Below are 16,147 nucleotides of genomic sequence, written 5' to 3'. Positions count from 1 at the left end.
CGAGCCCTCGAAGCGCATGCGCCGCAGGCGCGAGTCCCGAGGGCTCGGATGCGAGACATAAGGGGCCGCCAACACGCAGCGCCGCAGGCGCTGCCAAAGATACGGCGGACGAGTTGGCCTGTAAGCCGGATCCTGTCCCCGGTTCGCACCGGGTGGCGACCATCCATCTGGACACACCGTTGCCGGGTGCCTCGAGCGGTCCACCCGCAGGCTCGGGCGAGCAGCCCTCGAACACCTGCGCAGCCGCACCGCGAGCGGTGCGACCTTCGACCTTGCTCCGGGCGGGGTTTACCTAGCCGCCCCGGTCACCCGGGGCGCTGGTGCGCTCTTACCGCACCGTTTCACCCTCACCACACGGTCGTGCGGCGCATGCGCTGCGCGACCGTGGGCGGTCTATTTTCTGTGGCACTGTCCCGCGGGTCACCCCGGGTTGCCGTTAACAACCGCCCTGCTCTGTGGAGTCCGGACTTTCCTCGGCGTCGGGCGGCGGCACAGTCGTGCCCGTTCCCGTCGCCGCGGTCGCCCGGCCAACTCGTCCGCCTGCCTACAGTACTAGGTAGCTTGTAGACCCATGGAACGTGTCGAGGTCAGTTTTCCGTCGGGTAGCGAGCAGTGCGCCGCCTGGCTGTATCCACCCGACGGCGTCCCCAAGCCCCGTCCCCTCGTGGTGATGGGTCACGGTCTCGGGGGCAATCGGGAAATGGGGTTGGATCGCTACGCGCGCAGGTTCGCCGCCGCGGGCATGGCCGTGCTGGTATTCGACTACCGGCATTTCGGGGCCAGCCAGGGCGCACCGCGCCAGCTGCTGCACATCGCCCGCCAGCGCGAGGACTGGCGCGCGGCCATCGCGTTCGCGCGCAGTCTGCGCGGTATCGACAAGACCCGAATCGCGTTGTGGGGCACCTCCTTCGGCGGCGGCCACGTGCTATCGGTGGCACCGGAGGACGACTACATCGCCGCGGTCGTCGCGCAGGTGCCGTTCACCAGCGGCTGGTCATCGGCGATGGCGAAGGGGCCGATCAGCCTCACCAAGGTCGCCACCGTCGCGGCCACCGATCTGGTCATCGGTTCGCTGCGGCGCAGGCCGATCGGCATCAGGCTGGCCGGGCGCAAGCGCGCCGCCGCGCTGATGAGTGCCGCCGATGTGCCGGAGGGTTACGGCAGGCTGGCCGAGGAGAGCGAACGCTACGAACCGAAAGTCGCTGCAAGGATCGCGTTCTCGGCGCTGTTCGACGCGCCGGGGAAGCGGGCGAAGGCGCTGAAGATGCCGGTGCTGTACGTGGTCGCCGACCACGATTCCATCGCACCGGCCAAGCCGACGCTGCGCGCCGCCGAGCGGACCAAGCACGCCATCGTGAAGCGTTATCCCGCAGGGCATTTCGACGTCTACTTCGACGACGTCTTCGAGCAGACGGTCTACGACCAGACCCAGTTCCTGGTATCCGTCCTGCGCCCCTGATCGCCCGCGCCTCTGCCGCGCACCAATTCCCGCCGCCACGCACGATATCCGGTGCGCGGCGCGGCAATCGGTGCGCAGCGCGCGGGCTCAGGCCAGCAGTTCGCGGGTGAGGGTGGTGATCCACCACTGTTCGACTCTGTCGGGGGACCAGCCGCGTTCGACGGTGAGGGTGGTAAACACGTCGATTGTGCACAGGGCGGCGTAGATATCGGCGGCGGTCGCCAGGTCGATACCCGCGCGCAGGGTGCCGGGGGGCCAGCTCGCGAAGACCTGCCCGCGACTGTCGTCGCCGCGTGCGCGTCCGTCGGTATATGCCTGCGCCAGTTCGGGTGCCGTGCGCCCGGCCTCACGCAGCAGCGCGATCACATCACCCGCACGCTCGAATAGGCGGCGGTCGTACTCGATCATCGCGACCAGTTGCCCGGCGGGATCGGCGGCTTCCAACTCGTCGAGCAGCCTGCCTGCGTCCGCCGACAGGTCGGCCGCGTCGACCAGCGCCCAGGTCAGGCCGGCCTTGTTGCCGTATGCCGCATACACCGTCGGCACCGAGACGCCCGCCGCGCGCGCCACATCGCGCACCGTAGTCGCCGCCCAACCACGCGTGACGAACAATTCCCGTGCGGCACGGGCAATCTCGGCGCTCGTCTGTTGCGCCTGCGCCGTGCGGCGCAGGGAGTCGTAGCGACGAGGCGGTTCCGCGCTCATTATTCCCCTTTCGGTTTACGCTGATTATATTGAATGTATGGCAGATAAAATCGGTGGAGTCGCCACCTGGTCCTTCACTCGCATAGGCGGTCTCGGCGCCTTCGGCTTCGCACTCATCATCGTGGTCGCCAATCTGATCCTGGTGCCGGCAGGTATGCCGCAGGTCGGCGCGGGCATCGATGAGGTCAACACCTTCTTCACCACGAAAGCCGGTGCGGCCGAACTCTCCTCGGCCTTCCCACCCGTCGCGTGGGTGTGCCTCGTCGTGTTCGGCGCGGCCGCCGTCGCCACACTGTGGCCGCGCGAGCGCACCACTGGATCCGCCTGGTGCCTCGTCGGATTCGCGGGCGCCCTGTTGCAGACCGGCACCTTCGTCATTGTCGTCGCCGCACGCCTCGCGATGTCCACGACTACCGACCACTCCAGCACCGGCACCGCGGGCATATGGGCTATGCACGACGCGCTGTTCACCCTCAACGGCACCTTTCTCGCCCTCGCCATGCTCGGCTTCTCCGTCGCCGGCCTGCGCACCGGCCTCATCCGGCCCTGGCACGCGATCCTCGGATTGATCTGCGCGGCAGGCCAACTCGTCTCGTCGATCCTCACTCCACTCGTCATCGACCACGCCGGACCGCTCGGCCTGATCAGCCTGATCAGCTGGCTCGGCTGGGTCGTCTGGCTCGGCGCCTGGGGCGTCACGCTGTTCCGGCTCGAGCCCGCCGTACACGCGACCACCTAGACCGCGGACATGGCTCACCCCAACCTCATTCGCGCCTACCGCGGCATCGAGCGGCTCACCTGGCGGCCGGAGAGATCAGGAGTAGATTCCGTCGGGTACCACCCTGCGCAGAACCGGGAGCCCGTGATGACCGACCCACTGGAACTGGAGGCCCGGCGCCAGGCGCTGCTGGACAGGCTGCGCGCCCTCCGCAGCGGAATCGCAGACCTGAGCGCGGAATACAGCATGCTGCCCACCGCGGGCCTGCTGCTCGACACCGAGGGCATCGGCGCGCTCACCACCCCCGATTACTGCGCGGCGGGCGCACGCGAGGTCTTCGAGGAGGCCGTCATCGAACTCGACGCCGCCACCGACGCGATCACCCGGGCGGGCGCCTACACCTCCCGCCTTCGCCTGGCCGCCCTCGACTGACGAGAGTTGTCGGTGCCCGCGGTTACAGTCGCGGACATGCTGCCTGCCACCGCGACGGTCGCCGAGATCGTGCGTGAGATCGCCCCGTTCGACGCGCTCGAGCGGGAGCACATCGCCGAGACGCTGCGCTGGCTGGAATCGACCGATGACGTGTTCCGCCGGGTCAAACCCGCGACACCGCCGCGACATCTGGTCTCCTATGTGGTCGTGGTCGATCCGGAGGCCAGGGCGGTACTGCTCGGCTGGCATCTGCTCGCGGGGCTGTGGCTACCCACCGGCGGTCACGTGTCGCCGGGCGAACATCCGCTGGCGGCGGCGCGGCGCGAGGCGGCCGAGGAACTCGCGATCGACGCGGAATTCACCGTGGCGGGCACGCATCCGCTGCTGCTCACCATCACCACCACCGTCGGCACCCACGCGGGCCACGAGGACGTCAGCCTCTGGTACGTCATCCGCGGCCACCGGTCCCGCGCGTACGCGCTCGCCCCCGCCGAATTCGGCGACTCCCGCTGGTGGGATATCGATCACTTCGCGGTACCGCAGTCCGACCCGCATTTCGCCCGCTTCCTCGCCAAACTGGACTCGGTCCTCACCCCGAGCGCCGCACAGCACTGAGCCGCTCTTCGCCACCGATCTAGGGTTCGTTGTCACAGTCGCCGCGTCCGCGGGCTCATCCGAGTGACGTGTGACGACGAGATAGGTGTGCGTGATGGATGGAAACGAGTGGCTGGCCGACCGGTTCGAGCAGCATCGGCCCCGGCTGCGGACGGTGGCCTATCGGATGCTCGGCTCGCTGGCCGAGGCCGATGACGCCGTGCAGGACGCCTGGCTGCGGTTGAGCCGGTCCGACGCGGAACAGATCGATAACCTCGGCGGCTGGCTGACCACCGTCGTCGCCCGCGAATGCCTGCACATGCTGCGCTCGCGCAGGCAGCGCAGGGAGGATCTGTTCGACACCCACCTGCCCGACCTGGTCGTCGTCCCGGACGGCGCCCTCGACCCCGAACAAGAAGCGCTGCTCGCGGATTCGGTGAGCGTCGCCATGCTCGTGGTACTCGACCGGCTGGCCCCGGCCGAGCGGCTCGCCTTCGTGCTGCACGACATGTTCGACCTGCCGTTCCAGGAGATCGCCGACCTCGTCGGCCGCAGCCCCGCGGCCGCACGGCAGCTCGCCAGCCGGGCGCGGCGCCGGGTGAACGGCGCCGAACCCGTTGCGCCCGATCCGGATCTGACCCGCCAGAAGAAGGTCGTCGACGCCTTCTACGCCGCCGCACGCACCGGCGACTTCGGCGCGCTCGTCGAGGTACTGGACCCGGATGTCGTCCTGCACACCGACTTCGGCGCCGGTCGCACACCGGTGGTCGTACACGGCGCGGCGACCGTGGCGAGGGGTACTCGCGTCCCGAGTGGCGGCGAACTCCGCCCCGCCCTGGTCAACGGCGCGATCGGCGCGGTGATAACCGTTGCGGGACAGCCGTTCTCGATCATGGCCTTCACCGTCGCGGGCGACCGGATCGTCCGGATCGATGTGGTCCGCGATCCCGCGCGCGTCGGCCGCCTGGCCGCCACCGTCCTCGACCGCTGGTAGTCCCCGGACCCGGCGGACGACCCATCGGTCGCCCGCCGGGCCCGTTGCCGTTCTCGACCCGCGATAGCCCCTCAGACCGGACCCGCTGCCATTCGCGGCCGCACGAGGCGACCGGCCCCGAGCCCGGTGCGCACGCACACCGGGCTCGGTACGGACTACCAGTACTTGACGGATGGCCGAATCTCGATCGCACCACCCATGCGCGCCTGCGGAATACGCGCCGCGATGGCGATCGCGGCCTCGAGGTTCTCGGCCTCGACCACACCGAAGCCGCCCACCGCACCCTTCACATCGAGGTAGGTCCCCGGGGTCGTCACGGTGACCCCGTTCTCCACCCGCACGGTCGTCGCGTCCTGCGGCAGACCGAGCGGCGGCCCGGCCGTGAGGTTCTCCATCTTGCCGAGCGCGGCATAGTCGGCATAAGCCGCCTGCACATCTTCCGCCGAAACATTCTCGGCCTCAGGCGTTCCCGGCAGCGGGTAGTCACCGTGATAGGTCACCAGCACGAACTGCATCATCTTCTCCTTATCCGGTAGGTACACCCCTATGAGCCCGGATAACCCCCCGATGTGACCGCCCCACCCGAAAATCCCGCTGAATCACCTACGCGGCCGACCACACTCGGAGCGGACCGAGCGTTTCGAATCCGGCACGAAGCGGCGCGGCGAGATCCTCACCCTGCTCGTAGCCGACCACAGGATGCCCTGGCCACAACCTGGCGACCGTTGCCAGGCATCCTGTCCAGGCATCGTCGACACCGATGTCCGAGTGGAAGAGGTTCGAAACACCGACCACCGACGCACTTCGGTGCGCGACCGCTCCGGCGACGAGTCGATCCGCATCCCAGCGCCCGAGCACCGCCACGGCGTCGTCCTTCAGCAACTCAGGGCGGAATATGCTGTCCGACAGCCGGTCCCGATCCCACGCGACAGCCCAGTCGGCGAGATCACCGGGTTCGGTCACTCGTCGCCACGGCCGCTGCGAGGTGGCCACCGGTCCGGCCGCGCGATAGATCCATTGCGCGTCGAACAGCACTCGAAAGCCCGCGCCGGACAAATCCAGGTCGGCGAAGCTGTCCTTGATCGTGGCACCCGGTGTGCCGCAATCGATTCGGTCCAGAATCAGCTCGGCGGACGCGTCCGGACTCAGCGTCACCGCATCCGGATACAGCAGCGGGGTTCGCACCGGGCTGGTCCACATCGCGGCATCGAATGCGCCTGCCATCCCGTGCGATCGGCACATGGCGTCACACCATTCGGCGTTCTCGAGCGCGGCGACGAGCACCGGATTCCATGCGATCACCGCCCTATCGTGGCAGATCGACACCGCCGGATTCACGTCAGATTCAGGACCATCTCGAATTCGGGGCGCGGGTCGCTGACGGAGATGATGCCGCGCACACCGGTGCGGGCGAAACCGTGGCGCTCGTACAGGCGCTCGGCGTGGACATTGCCTTCGGCGACCTCGAGCCAGACCGCTCACCCGAAGAACCATCAAGGGAATTCGCCGCTCACCCGCGACGCAGACCGGCGTATTCGAGCCCGGCGAACACCGCGACCACCGCCGCACCGACGAGCATGAACACGATCCCCGGACCTGTCAGGTCGATCACCCCCGAGAACGCCAGCAGCACCATCGCCACGGCCGATACCGCGTTCACCGCGACGACGGCGCTCCCCTGCCGCGCCGAGATCTCGGGATAGCCCGCGACGAGTAGCAGCGCGAGCGCACCACCGAGCATCGCGACGCCGAACGGGATCGACCATGCCGTCGGCAGGCCGAGCGGGTCACGCAGCGCCGCCGCACCGCCGAGCATGACCACACCGAAGACGCCGGTGCTCCATCCGTCCACCCGCAGCGCGGTGCGCAGGTCGAGTCCCGGTCGTGCGGTCAGCGTGCTCATGGCCATCTCCCATGGTCGTCGTCCGAAGCCGCCTCGGCTTCCGATCACCACAATGCGGGCCTGCGGTGATGGTCTCAATAACCTCGGAGGTTATGGCCGCGCGCCCGCGGCACTGATTAGCCTGCACAGGTGGCGCTAACCGAGATGGACAACGAATCCAGGGTCGGCGCACTGCTGCGCGAGTGGCGGATGCGGCGGCGATTGAGCCAACTCGATCTGGCGCTGCAGGCCGATACATCGGCCCGCCATGTCTCCTACGTGGAGACCGGCCGCGCCAAACCGAGCCGTGCGATGGTGCTCCGCCTCTCGGACGCTTTGGATGTGCCGCTGCGCGAACGCAATACGCTGCTGCTCGCGGCCGACTATGCGCCCGCCTATCGGGAGAGCAGCCTCGACGACGCCGATCTCGATGCGGTGCGCTCGGCGCTGGACCTGATGCTCACCGCGCACGAACCGTATCCGGCGGTGGTCGTCGACCGGGTGTGGACGGTGGTCACCGGCAATGCCGCGATGGGCGTGCTGATGACCGGCGTCCCCGAACATCTGCTGCTGCCGAAACCGAATGTGTACCGGCTGGTGCTGCACCCGGACGGCCTGTCGGCGCGCCTGGCGAACCTGACGCAGGTGCGAGAGTTGTTCCTGGAGCGGCTGTCTCATCAGGTCAGCGCCACCGGCGATGCCGAGCTGCGCGCGCTGCTCGACGAGGTCGCTGCCTACCCGGCGCCGACCGCGCCGGACGAACCGGATCCCGATGCCGCGCGGCCGAGCCCGTTCGAGGTGCCGTTGCGGATCCGCACACCGGTGGGCGAGCTGCGCATGTTCAGCACCATGGCCACCTTCGGCGCACCCGCCGATGTCACGCTCTCCGAGCTGGCGATCGAATTGTTCTATCCCCTGGACGAATTCACCGCCGCCACCCTGCGGGGGATGGCGACGGCGAATGCGCCCGCGGCGCCGGAGTGAACAGCGCCGAGTTCCTTCGGTGTGGCTCGATCAGATCGGCTGGAATCCGGCGCCGACGCCGCCGCCCGCGTTGATCGCGCCGAGCACCACGTCGATCGGCGCGAAGAACGCCGGCGAATGCACCGGTATCGCGGCGACCACGCACGGCACATCGAAGCCGATCGGGCCGAGGCCGGTGAGCCTGCCCTGGTTCATCCCGACGAGCCGGTCACCGACGGTCACCGGACCACCGGAATCGCCCGGCTTGGAACATGATTGGTTGATGGTGCTGCCTTCCAGCGAGCCCCAGACCACGCCGCAGTCCGAGCCGCTGGTCCGCCCGCTGGAGCAGACGGTCGCACCGGGTCCCGGCTCGCCGCCGATGCCCGCGATGGTGGTGGCGCCGACGGTGCGCACCGGGGTCACCTTGGCGGGATCGAATTCGATCACCGCGTAGTCGATGCCCTGGCCGTTGTCGGAGAACGCGACGGTGCCGACCGGACCGGCGGCGGGCGTCTTCTCGGCGACCAGGCGCGCACCGGCCGGTGCGCAATGGCCCGCGGTCAGGCCGACCAGCCTGCCCGCACTGTCGTGGCCGATGGCGGTCAGCGAGCAGGCCGCGTTGTTGTCGAAGACCACGCCCGAGCTGCCGCCGAGCACCGCGGTCGGCTCAGCCTGTGCGGTGCCCGCACCGGCCACGACGAAAGCTCCGGCGGCCGCGACGGCGGCCATCATCCCTGCGAACTCGATTGCCACTGCTTCTCCTTCTGGCGAACCCGTCGACCTGCGTCGACTCCCGAGACAAGCTGGCAGATCCGATCACGATGCGGCTAATTTTCAGCAATGCCAAATATAGGCACAATCGCCGATCAGAAATGCGGAATTCGCCCCTGCCGATAAATAGCTATTGAATAGCAACATCAGCATCGAGGGCTCGTCTCCGGATGGCAACATCGTGTGCGCCGCACCACATGCGGCCCGCGACTGCGACCCGGGCCACAACAAGGCCACTGGCGTCGCGAAATCGATTCTCCGGATACGGATTTCGTCCGATGCCACCCGGCGGAAGCGACATAGCGGGCCGCGCCCGAGACGCAACCGTTACCGTGCCCGAGAATGCGAACCGGGCCGGAGCTTGCGCCCCGGCCCGGTTCCCGGCTCACGCGTCGAGCATCTGCGCGCCGAGCTCCCGATCCAGGTCGGGGTCCGCCTCGGCCAGCACCGCGTCCAGCTGCACCGCGACCTCGCCGACGTGCGGCTCGGTCATCATGTGCAGGTGGTCACCCGGCACCGCGACCACCTTGAAGCCACCCGCCGCGTACTGCTGCCAGCCGTTGTTCTCGCTGTCGAACATGCTGCCGACCTCCCGGTGCGCGATATCCACGCCGGGTGGCAGGCCCTCGGTGGCCCGCAGGAGCGTGAAATCGCACTCGTACGCGTCGAGCCGGTACTCCAGCAGCGCCGAGTAGTTGGCGAAGAACACGTCGTACAGCCTGCGGATGGCGTGCCGCGAGCTGTCCACCGGCAGGATGCCGGAGCGGATCGCCTCCTCCAGCATCGCCTCGAACAGCGCGTCCGAACCGTGCACGTCGGGTTCGAAGTCGACGAGCGCGGCCTGGTTGCCGCGGGCGTACCAGAGCAGTTCGAGGAAGAACCAGCGGATCAGCTTTTCCTCATCGATCGGCTCCCGCTTCTGCTGCCGCAGCGCCATGGTGTCGAGCAGGGTCACGCTGGCCACCTCACGCTCGGGCAGCCTGCGCGCCATCTCCAGCGCGACATTGCCGCCGAACGACCAGCCCGCCAGATGGTACGGGCCCTCCGGGCGCACCCGGCGGATCGCGCCGAGGTAGGACTCGGCCATATCCGGAATGGATGTCTCCGGCGCGCTGCCCGCGTCGGCGCCGGCCGCCTGCAACCCGTACACCGGGCGATCCGGATCGAGGTAGCGGGCAAGTGCCAAGTAGCACAGCACATTTCCGCCGATCGGATGGACGAGGAACAGCGGTGTCTTACCGCCACCGGTGGTGATCGGCACCAGCGGGTCGAAGGTGCGCTGGGTGTCCCCGGCCCGGATCAGCGCGGCGAGCCCGGCCGCCGTCGGCGCGCCGATGAAGGTGTCGAGCGCGATCTCGACGCCCCAGCGCCGCGACAGCCCCATCACCACGCGCATGGCGCCGATGGAGGTGCCGCCGACGGCGAAGAAGTCGTCGTCCGGGCCGATCGAGACCAGGCCCGCGTATTCGGCGAGCAGTTCGACCGCGGAGCGCTCGTACGCGTCGACCGGTTCCCTGCGCGCCACCGTCACCGAGGATTCGGGGGCCAGCTCGGCGAAGGAGCGCAGGGTGCGATCGTCGCGCTTACCGCTCGGCGTGCGTGGCAGCCCGGTCAGCCACAGGAACCGGCTCGGCACCATATGCGCGGGGAGCACGGCACGCAGTTCGTGGCGCAGGGCGGCGACATCGGTCTGCTCGGCGTCGCCGACCAGGAAGGCGATCAGCGCGCCGTCGATGCCGCCGAAGCCGCGGGCGATCACCGCCGCCTCGCCGATGCCGGGGAACTTGTCGACCATGCCGAGGATGGCCAGTTCGACCTCCGCGGGCTCCACCCGGAAGCCGCGGATCTTCACCTGGCTGTCGCTGCGGCCGAGGCAGACGATGTCCCCCGTTGCCAGGCGCACACCGAGATCGCCGGTGCGGTAGCGGATTCCGCCACCGGCGGCGGCGACGAACCGCTGCGCGGTGAGCGCCGCCCTGTCGTGGTAGCCCTGTGCGAGGGAGCGGCCGCCGAGATAGATCTCGCCGATCACGCCGTCCGGCACCGGGCGCAGCGCGGTGTCGAGCAGTTCGACGCGATCGCCGTCGACCGGGCGGCCGATCGGCGGCAGCGCCGGATAGTCCTCGACCGCGCCCGCGAGGGTGAAGGTGGTGGCGACATGCGATTCCGTCGGTCCGTACTGGTTTTCCAGCAGCAGCCCCGGTACGGCGATGCACAGCGCGCGGATCTCGTCGGTGATCCGCAGCTGCTCGCCGGAGGAGGCGAGCACCTTCAGCGAGGTCGGGAACACCGTCCTGGCCACGGCAGCCTCGGCGAAGGCCTGCAGCGCCACATACGGCAGGTAGATCCGCTCGATGCGCTCGTGCACAACGACATTCAGCAGTTCTTCGACGTCGGCGCGCAGATCCGCCGAGCTGACCCGCAGCGTGGAGCCGGTGGTCAGCGTGGTGAAGATCTCCTGGAACGATACGTCGAAGCTCAACGGCGCCAACTGGAGTGTGCTGGCCAGTCCCGTACCGGACCTGGTCCTGTTCTGCCAGTCGACCAGTGTGGTGAGCCCACGGTGCGGCATGGCCACGCCCTTCGGCTCGCCGGTCGAGCCGGAGGTGAACAGCACGTAGGCCACCGCGTCCGGCGAAACCGGTCCGGGCACAAAGGCTTCCGTATCGACGACGGCCGCGGGATCGAACAGTTCGGCGCTGTCGAGTACCAGCGCGGCATTGTCGACGATGCCCGCGTACTCGGCGTCGGCGACCACCCGGTGCGGCCGGGCTCGGTCGATCATCAGGTTCAGTCGCGCGGCCGGATAGCCCACGTCGAGCGGGACGCAGGCCGCGCCGAGTTTGGTGAGCGCGAGTACCAGCACGACCAGCTCGGGGCGGCGGCCCATCAGGATGCCGACCCGATCACCGGAGCCGATCCCGAACCCGTTGAGCCGCTGCACGAGTCGATCGGTGGCGCCGATCAGCTCGTCGTAGGTGACGATGTGGTCGTCACCGTGCAGCGCGATGTCGTTCGGGTGCAGCGCCGCCGCCTCGGCCACCTGGGTGGCGACATCGCGGGCGGCGCCCGCCTCGATCGGCGCCTCGACATCGGACACGATGCGCTCCAGCATGCGCAGCTGGGTCAGCGCGACCGTCTCGCACTGATCGGAGGTCAGCGTGTGATCGCCGTCGACCCGCACCCACATCCTGCCGTCGCGCGGATCGAGCGCGGTGGTGACCAGCAGCTGGAAGTTGGTGTCCTCGCGCACGTCGAAATCGGTGAGCCGCACCTTATCCAGGCCGAGCATCGGCTGGAAGAGGTGGTAGTTGATGTAGTTGAACGCCGTCTCGAACGCGGGGCCGCCGTCGCCGAGAATGGCGCGCAGCGGGTAGCGCCGGTGCGGATAGGATTCGCGCTCCCTGCGCGCGATCTGCGCCACCGCCGCGTGCCAGGTGGTCGCGGTCCCGTCCAGGCGCATCGGCAGTGTGTTGAGGAACAGGCCCGCGATGCTCTCCGCGCCCGCCCGGTCCGGCCTGCCGTGGCTGATCACGCCGGTGGTCACGTCCGCCCGGCCGGTCAGCACCCGCAGCGAAAGGCAGTGCGCGGCAAGGTAGATCGACTTCTCCGAGAGCTGATGCGCGGCGGCGTAGGCGGATACCCGCGCGGCGAGCCCGCGCGGGACGAGCGCCCGCGCCTGCGGGATCTCGGTGGCGACGCCCTGGTGCGCCGCGAGCCCGGTCAGCGCCGTCGGCTCGGCGCCCGCCAGCGCCGTCCGCCAGTACTCCTTCGTCGAATCATCGTGCGCAGCGCGGGATTCGGCATGGGCGTACTCGGCGAGCACGGTGGCCGAATGCCTGGTGCCCGCGACGGCGGTCTCGCTCAGGCCGAGCCGGTGCAGATAGTCGAGCAACAGCTCGAGCACCGAGGTGGCGACGCTCCAGCCGTCGAGGATGGCGTGGTGGAAACTGAGCACCAGGTCGACGGCGGACTGCCCGCCGGGCCGCAGGAAGACTCGCACGGCATGCAGCGGCGCGGCCGTGAGGTCGTAGGTGGCGTGCCTGCGCTCCTGGACGTAGGCCTCCACCCGCTCGTCGGCGGTCAGCGGGTCGATGCCGGTGAGGTCGACGACGGACAGGTCGTGTTCGATCGCCCGGTGCACGATCTGCACCGGGACGGAGAACCTGGTGAGGTCGAACGAGGAGCGCAGCGCGGGCTGACGACGCACCATCCGGTCGTAGGCCGCCTGGAATTCCGCGGCGTCCCAAGGGATTTCGAACCGATACCGGAAGACGTCCTTGTAGGTGACCGAGTCGGCGCGCTCGATGCTGTGATACAGCATGCCGAGTTGCAACGCGGTGGCGGGGAAGGCGTCCTCGGCCTGTGCCAGCGCGGCCCGGTCGATCAGCGGCACCGTTTCCAGCGCCGTGGCGATCCGGATCCGGCTGTCGTCCTGGCGGTCCGAGACGATGGTCGCCAGCTCGGCGATGGTCGGGTTCTCGTAGAACACGTCCACATCGAAGTAGAGCCCGGCACGCTCGGCGGCGGTGCGCAGCGAGAGCGCGAGGATGGAGTCGCCGCCGCTGGTGAAGAAGTTGTCGTGCACGCCGACGGATTCGACGCCGAGTACGGTGGCCCACACCCGCGCCAGCTCCGCCTCGACGGCGGTGCGCGGCTCCACCGCGGCATGGAGCGCGCCCTCCGCCGCGCCGCGCGCGACCTGCTCGGCGAGCGCGCGCCGGTCCAGCTTTCCGTTGCCGGTCAACGGGATTCGGTCCACGCGGTGCAGCTGGCTCGGAATCATGTAGCGGGGCAGCCGATCACCGATACCGTCGATGACGTCGGCGCTCGCCAGCTCGCCGACGTAGTAGCCGATCAGCTGCACACCGTGCTGCTCGGACCGCTCGTCCACGACCGCGGCACCGAGCACGCCCGGCACCTCGAGTATGGCGTTCTGCACCTCGCCGAGGGTGATCCGATTGCCGCGGACCTTGACCTGATCGTCGAAGCGCCCCAGGTAATCCAGGGTGCCGTCGGCAAGCCAGCGCACCAGATCGCCGGTGCGATAACGGCGGCGGCCGGGCACGGTGCGATCGTCCACGAAGGCGGCGGCGGTGAGCTCGGGACGGCCGCGGTAGCCGCGCGCGACGCCGACACCGGCGATGTTCAGCTCACCGGGGACGCCGATCGGCACCCGGTTGCCCTGTTCGTCGAGCACGAGCAGGTCGATGTTGTCGATCGGGCGCCCGATCGGCACCACCTCGATCGAATCGTCCTGGGGGCAGTCGAAATACGAGACGTCGACGGTGGCTTCGGTCGGCCCGTAGAGGTTCACCAGCCGCGGCGGCGTCATGCCCGCCGCGGCGAATGCCGCGTTGAAGCGCCGCACCAGCGCGGGCGCAAGCGCCTCACCGCTGCAGAACACCCGGCGCAGCGTCGAAAGTCGCGCCGCCATCGCGCGATCGGCCGCCAGCTCGTCGACGAACGCGGCGAGCATGGACGGCACGAAATGCATGACGGTCACCGAATCGGCGGCGACGGCCTCGGCGATGCGGCGCGGATCGCGTTCCCCGCCCGCCTCCAGCAGCGTGACGCGCGCACCGGTGATGGCCCACCAGAACAGTTCCCACACCGAGACGTCGAAGGTGACGGGCGTCTTCTGCAGGATCACATCGTCGGCGGCCAGCGGATAGCGCCGCTGCATCCAGGTGAGCCGGTTGACGACCGAGCGATGCTCGACCATCACCCCCTTCGGCACACCGGTGGACCCGGAGGTGTAGATCAGATAGCTCACATCGGCGGGGTGCGAGATATTCTCGATACCGCCGCGCACCGGTACCGTCCCCGTCACGCCGAGCCTGGTGACACCGAGCCGGTCGAACACCTCGGCGTGCTCGCGGCCCGCGACCACGAATCTCGCCTCGCAGTCGGCCAGTACCGTCTCGATGCGCGCCGCGGGATAGTCCGGATCGAGCGGAACGTACGCGGCGCCCGCGCGCAGGATGCCGAGCACCGCGACGAGCAGGTCGGTCGACCGGGTGAGCACCACCGGAACGGATTCGTTGCCGGTGACGCCGAGATCGCGCAGCCGCGTCGCGAAACCATCTGCGCGCGCGGACAATTCGCCATAGGTCAGCGCGTGCTCGCCGCTGCCCGCGGCGGGCACGATCGCGACGCGATCCGGATGTTCGGCGGCCCGTTCGGTGAACAGCCGATCGATGGTGGTGTACGGGAATTCGACGCTCGGCCCCGATTCGAATCCGGCGATCCGCTCGGCCATCGACGGTGCGAGCAGCGGGAGCGCGCCGACGGGGGTTTCCGGCTGATCGAGCGCCGTGGTGATCATCTCGCACACGCTGGCGAGCGCCGCTTCGATCGGGAAGTTCTCGTCGAAAACGTCCTTGTCGTAGAACAACTGGAGGCTGATGGAGCCGTCCCTGCCGTTCTCCGCGGTGACGATGGTCAGCGCGTTGGTCACCGAACCGGGGTTGTAGACGGTCCACTTGGCGATCAGTTCCTGGACGTAGTCCGCGTCCGGGAGCTTGGTGGCGGAGTAGGCCACGTCGTACAGCGGCGGCGCCGTGGGATCGCTGTTCAGCGCCCTGGTCAGGTCGCCGTACGGGAATCGCTGATGCTTCTTCAGCTTTCGGATCTGCTGGGTGACCTCGGCCGCCAGATCGGCGAGCGAGGCCGCCCGGTCGACCCGCACCGGCAGCGGGACGACATTGGCGCGATGGCCCGCGGTGCGGTACGTCTCGGCCGAGTGCCGGTTCAGCATCGGGCAGCCGATGACCACCTGATCGGTGCGGTGCACGGTCGACAGGTAGGCCGCCACCGCGGCGGTGGTGTAGGCGAAGATGGTGTAGCCGGTGGCACGGATCCGGTTCAGGAATTCACCGGAGATCATCGTGATGTAGTGCCCGCGAGCGATTCTCGGCGAGGCCGAGCGTCCGGGGAACAGCGCGGGTTCGACACCGGTCAGCGCGGCGAGCAGCCCTTCGCGATCCTTCTCGTACTGCTCCGAGGCATGGTAGGCCGCATCGTCCTCGGCGATCCGCGCGTAGGTGGCCGCCGAACGGTCGGCCTCCTCGGGCACCGGATCGGGTATCGCCAACTTGTCGAGCGGCACATCCTTGAGCTTGTAGCTCGTATCGAGCGTGGCGATCAGATGATTCATGCCGTAGCCGTCGAAGACCGCGTGGTGCACCGACATGTACATGAAGAACCGATCCGGCCGGTCCACCACCGCGACCAGGCGCGCGGGCCGGTCCGGCCGCTCCGGATCGCCGACCGCGCGCCACATCCAACCCTGTGCCGCCGCTTCCGGATCCGGCTCACCGGTCAGGTCGATCACCTCGACCTGGGGAATATCGTTCGAAATCCATTGCCGGAACTCGCCGTCCGCGAACGCGAAACGCAATCGCAGCGAGTCGTCGAACATCAGCGCGCGCTGCCAGCACGCCTGGAGCCGTCCGAGATCGAGCGGCTCGTCCATGCGCAAACTATAGGTTTGCTGGACAACAGGTTCTGGTGCGAATCGGTACGCGAGGCCGAGTACGTCGCGCTGATACGCGCTGACGGGCCATGCCTCGCTCGATCTGTCTGGTACCTCGGCTTTTTCGGATGTCACAGTCACTCCTATCG

General features: G+C 68.8%; 12 protein-coding genes and 1 other RNA gene. 6 read left to right on the top strand and 7 right to left on the bottom strand.

Annotation, left to right across the window (positions count from 1 at the left end):
- Nucleotides 1-105 precede the first annotated feature (105 nt).
- An RNA gene (gene rnpB, locus ACIG5A_RS13240) (RNase P RNA component class A) lies at nt 106-535 on the bottom strand.
- Nucleotides 536-571: 36 nt separating this feature from the next.
- Between rnpB and ACIG5A_RS13235 the strand changes: the two genes are divergently transcribed.
- Nucleotides 572-1,459 carry an alpha/beta hydrolase gene (locus tag ACIG5A_RS13235; protein ID WP_397240402.1) on the top strand — a complete coding sequence of 296 codons (888 nt, stop codon included), beginning with the start codon at nt 572-574 and terminating at the stop codon, nt 1,457-1,459.
- 87 nt (nt 1,460-1,546) lie between these two features.
- Here ACIG5A_RS13235 and ACIG5A_RS13230 read toward each other — a convergent pair whose 3' ends face one another.
- On the bottom strand, nt 1,547-2,164 hold the full coding sequence (locus ACIG5A_RS13230) for a TetR/AcrR family transcriptional regulator (protein ID WP_397240401.1): 618 nt from the start codon (nt 2,162-2,164) through the stop codon (nt 1,547-1,549).
- Between the two features lie 37 nt (nt 2,165-2,201).
- Here ACIG5A_RS13230 and ACIG5A_RS13225 point away from each other — a divergent pair, with 37 nt between their 5' ends.
- The 4 genes from ACIG5A_RS13225 to ACIG5A_RS13210 all read left to right on the top strand — a co-directional run bounded on the left by ACIG5A_RS13225 (nt 2,202) and on the right by ACIG5A_RS13210 (nt 4,902).
- The gene (locus ACIG5A_RS13225; protein WP_397240400.1) at nt 2,202-2,903 is read left to right on the top strand and encodes a hypothetical protein; all 702 of its coding nucleotides are present in this window, start codon (nt 2,202-2,204) and stop codon (nt 2,901-2,903) included.
- 126 nt (nt 2,904-3,029) lie between these two features.
- Complete coding sequence (locus tag ACIG5A_RS13220; RefSeq protein WP_397240399.1) at nt 3,030-3,314, top strand: hypothetical protein; 285 nt, start codon at nt 3,030-3,032, stop codon at nt 3,312-3,314.
- Between the two features lie 36 nt (nt 3,315-3,350).
- On the top strand, nt 3,351-3,929 hold the full coding sequence (locus ACIG5A_RS13215; RefSeq protein WP_397240398.1) for an NUDIX domain-containing protein: 579 nt from the start codon (nt 3,351-3,353) through the stop codon (nt 3,927-3,929).
- Between the two features lie 94 nt (nt 3,930-4,023).
- Nucleotides 4,024-4,902: a sigma-70 family RNA polymerase sigma factor gene (locus ACIG5A_RS13210; protein ID WP_397240397.1), complete on the top strand. Its 879-nt coding sequence runs from the start codon at nt 4,024-4,026 to the stop codon at nt 4,900-4,902.
- 155 nt (nt 4,903-5,057) lie between these two features.
- Here the strand turns inward: ACIG5A_RS13210 and ACIG5A_RS13205 are convergent, their stop codons facing one another.
- From ACIG5A_RS13205 to ACIG5A_RS13195, 3 genes are all read right to left on the bottom strand, one after another.
- Nucleotides 5,058-5,420 carry a YciI family protein gene (locus tag ACIG5A_RS13205; protein ID WP_397240396.1) on the bottom strand — a complete coding sequence of 121 codons (363 nt, stop codon included), beginning with the start codon at nt 5,418-5,420 and terminating at the stop codon, nt 5,058-5,060.
- Nucleotides 5,421-5,505: 85 nt separating this feature from the next.
- The gene (locus tag ACIG5A_RS13200) at nt 5,506-6,204 is read right to left on the bottom strand and encodes a hypothetical protein (protein ID WP_397240395.1); all 699 of its coding nucleotides are present in this window, start codon (nt 6,202-6,204) and stop codon (nt 5,506-5,508) included.
- Nucleotides 6,205-6,412: 208 nt separating this feature from the next.
- Nucleotides 6,413-6,805 carry a hypothetical protein gene (locus tag ACIG5A_RS13195; RefSeq protein WP_397240394.1) on the bottom strand — a complete coding sequence of 131 codons (393 nt, stop codon included), beginning with the start codon at nt 6,803-6,805 and terminating at the stop codon, nt 6,413-6,415.
- Between the two features lie 144 nt (nt 6,806-6,949).
- Between ACIG5A_RS13195 and ACIG5A_RS13190 the strand changes: the two genes are divergently transcribed.
- Nucleotides 6,950-7,768: a helix-turn-helix domain-containing protein gene (locus ACIG5A_RS13190; RefSeq protein WP_397240620.1), complete on the top strand. Its 819-nt coding sequence runs from the start codon at nt 6,950-6,952 to the stop codon at nt 7,766-7,768.
- Nucleotides 7,769-7,798: 30 nt separating this feature from the next.
- Here the strand turns inward: ACIG5A_RS13190 and ACIG5A_RS13185 are convergent, their stop codons facing one another.
- Together ACIG5A_RS13185 and ACIG5A_RS13180 are read right to left on the bottom strand one after the other, a co-directional pair.
- Nucleotides 7,799-8,503, bottom strand: a complete 705-nt coding sequence (locus ACIG5A_RS13185) for a S1 family peptidase (protein ID WP_397240393.1) — start codon at nt 8,501-8,503, stop codon at nt 7,799-7,801.
- A gap of 403 nt (nt 8,504-8,906) precedes the next feature.
- Nucleotides 8,907-16,133, bottom strand: a complete 7,227-nt coding sequence (locus ACIG5A_RS13180) for an amino acid adenylation domain-containing protein (RefSeq protein WP_397240392.1) — start codon at nt 16,131-16,133, stop codon at nt 8,907-8,909.
- Nucleotides 16,134-16,147: the final 14 nt, after the last annotated feature.

The sequence above is a fragment of the Nocardia sp. NPDC052566 genome, from assembly GCF_044547285.1.
In the GTDB taxonomy this organism is placed as follows: Bacteria; Actinomycetota; Actinomycetes; order Mycobacteriales; family Mycobacteriaceae; genus Nocardia.
Note: the sequence above shows the minus strand (reverse complement) of the source record. Positions and strands in the feature narration are given on the sequence as shown.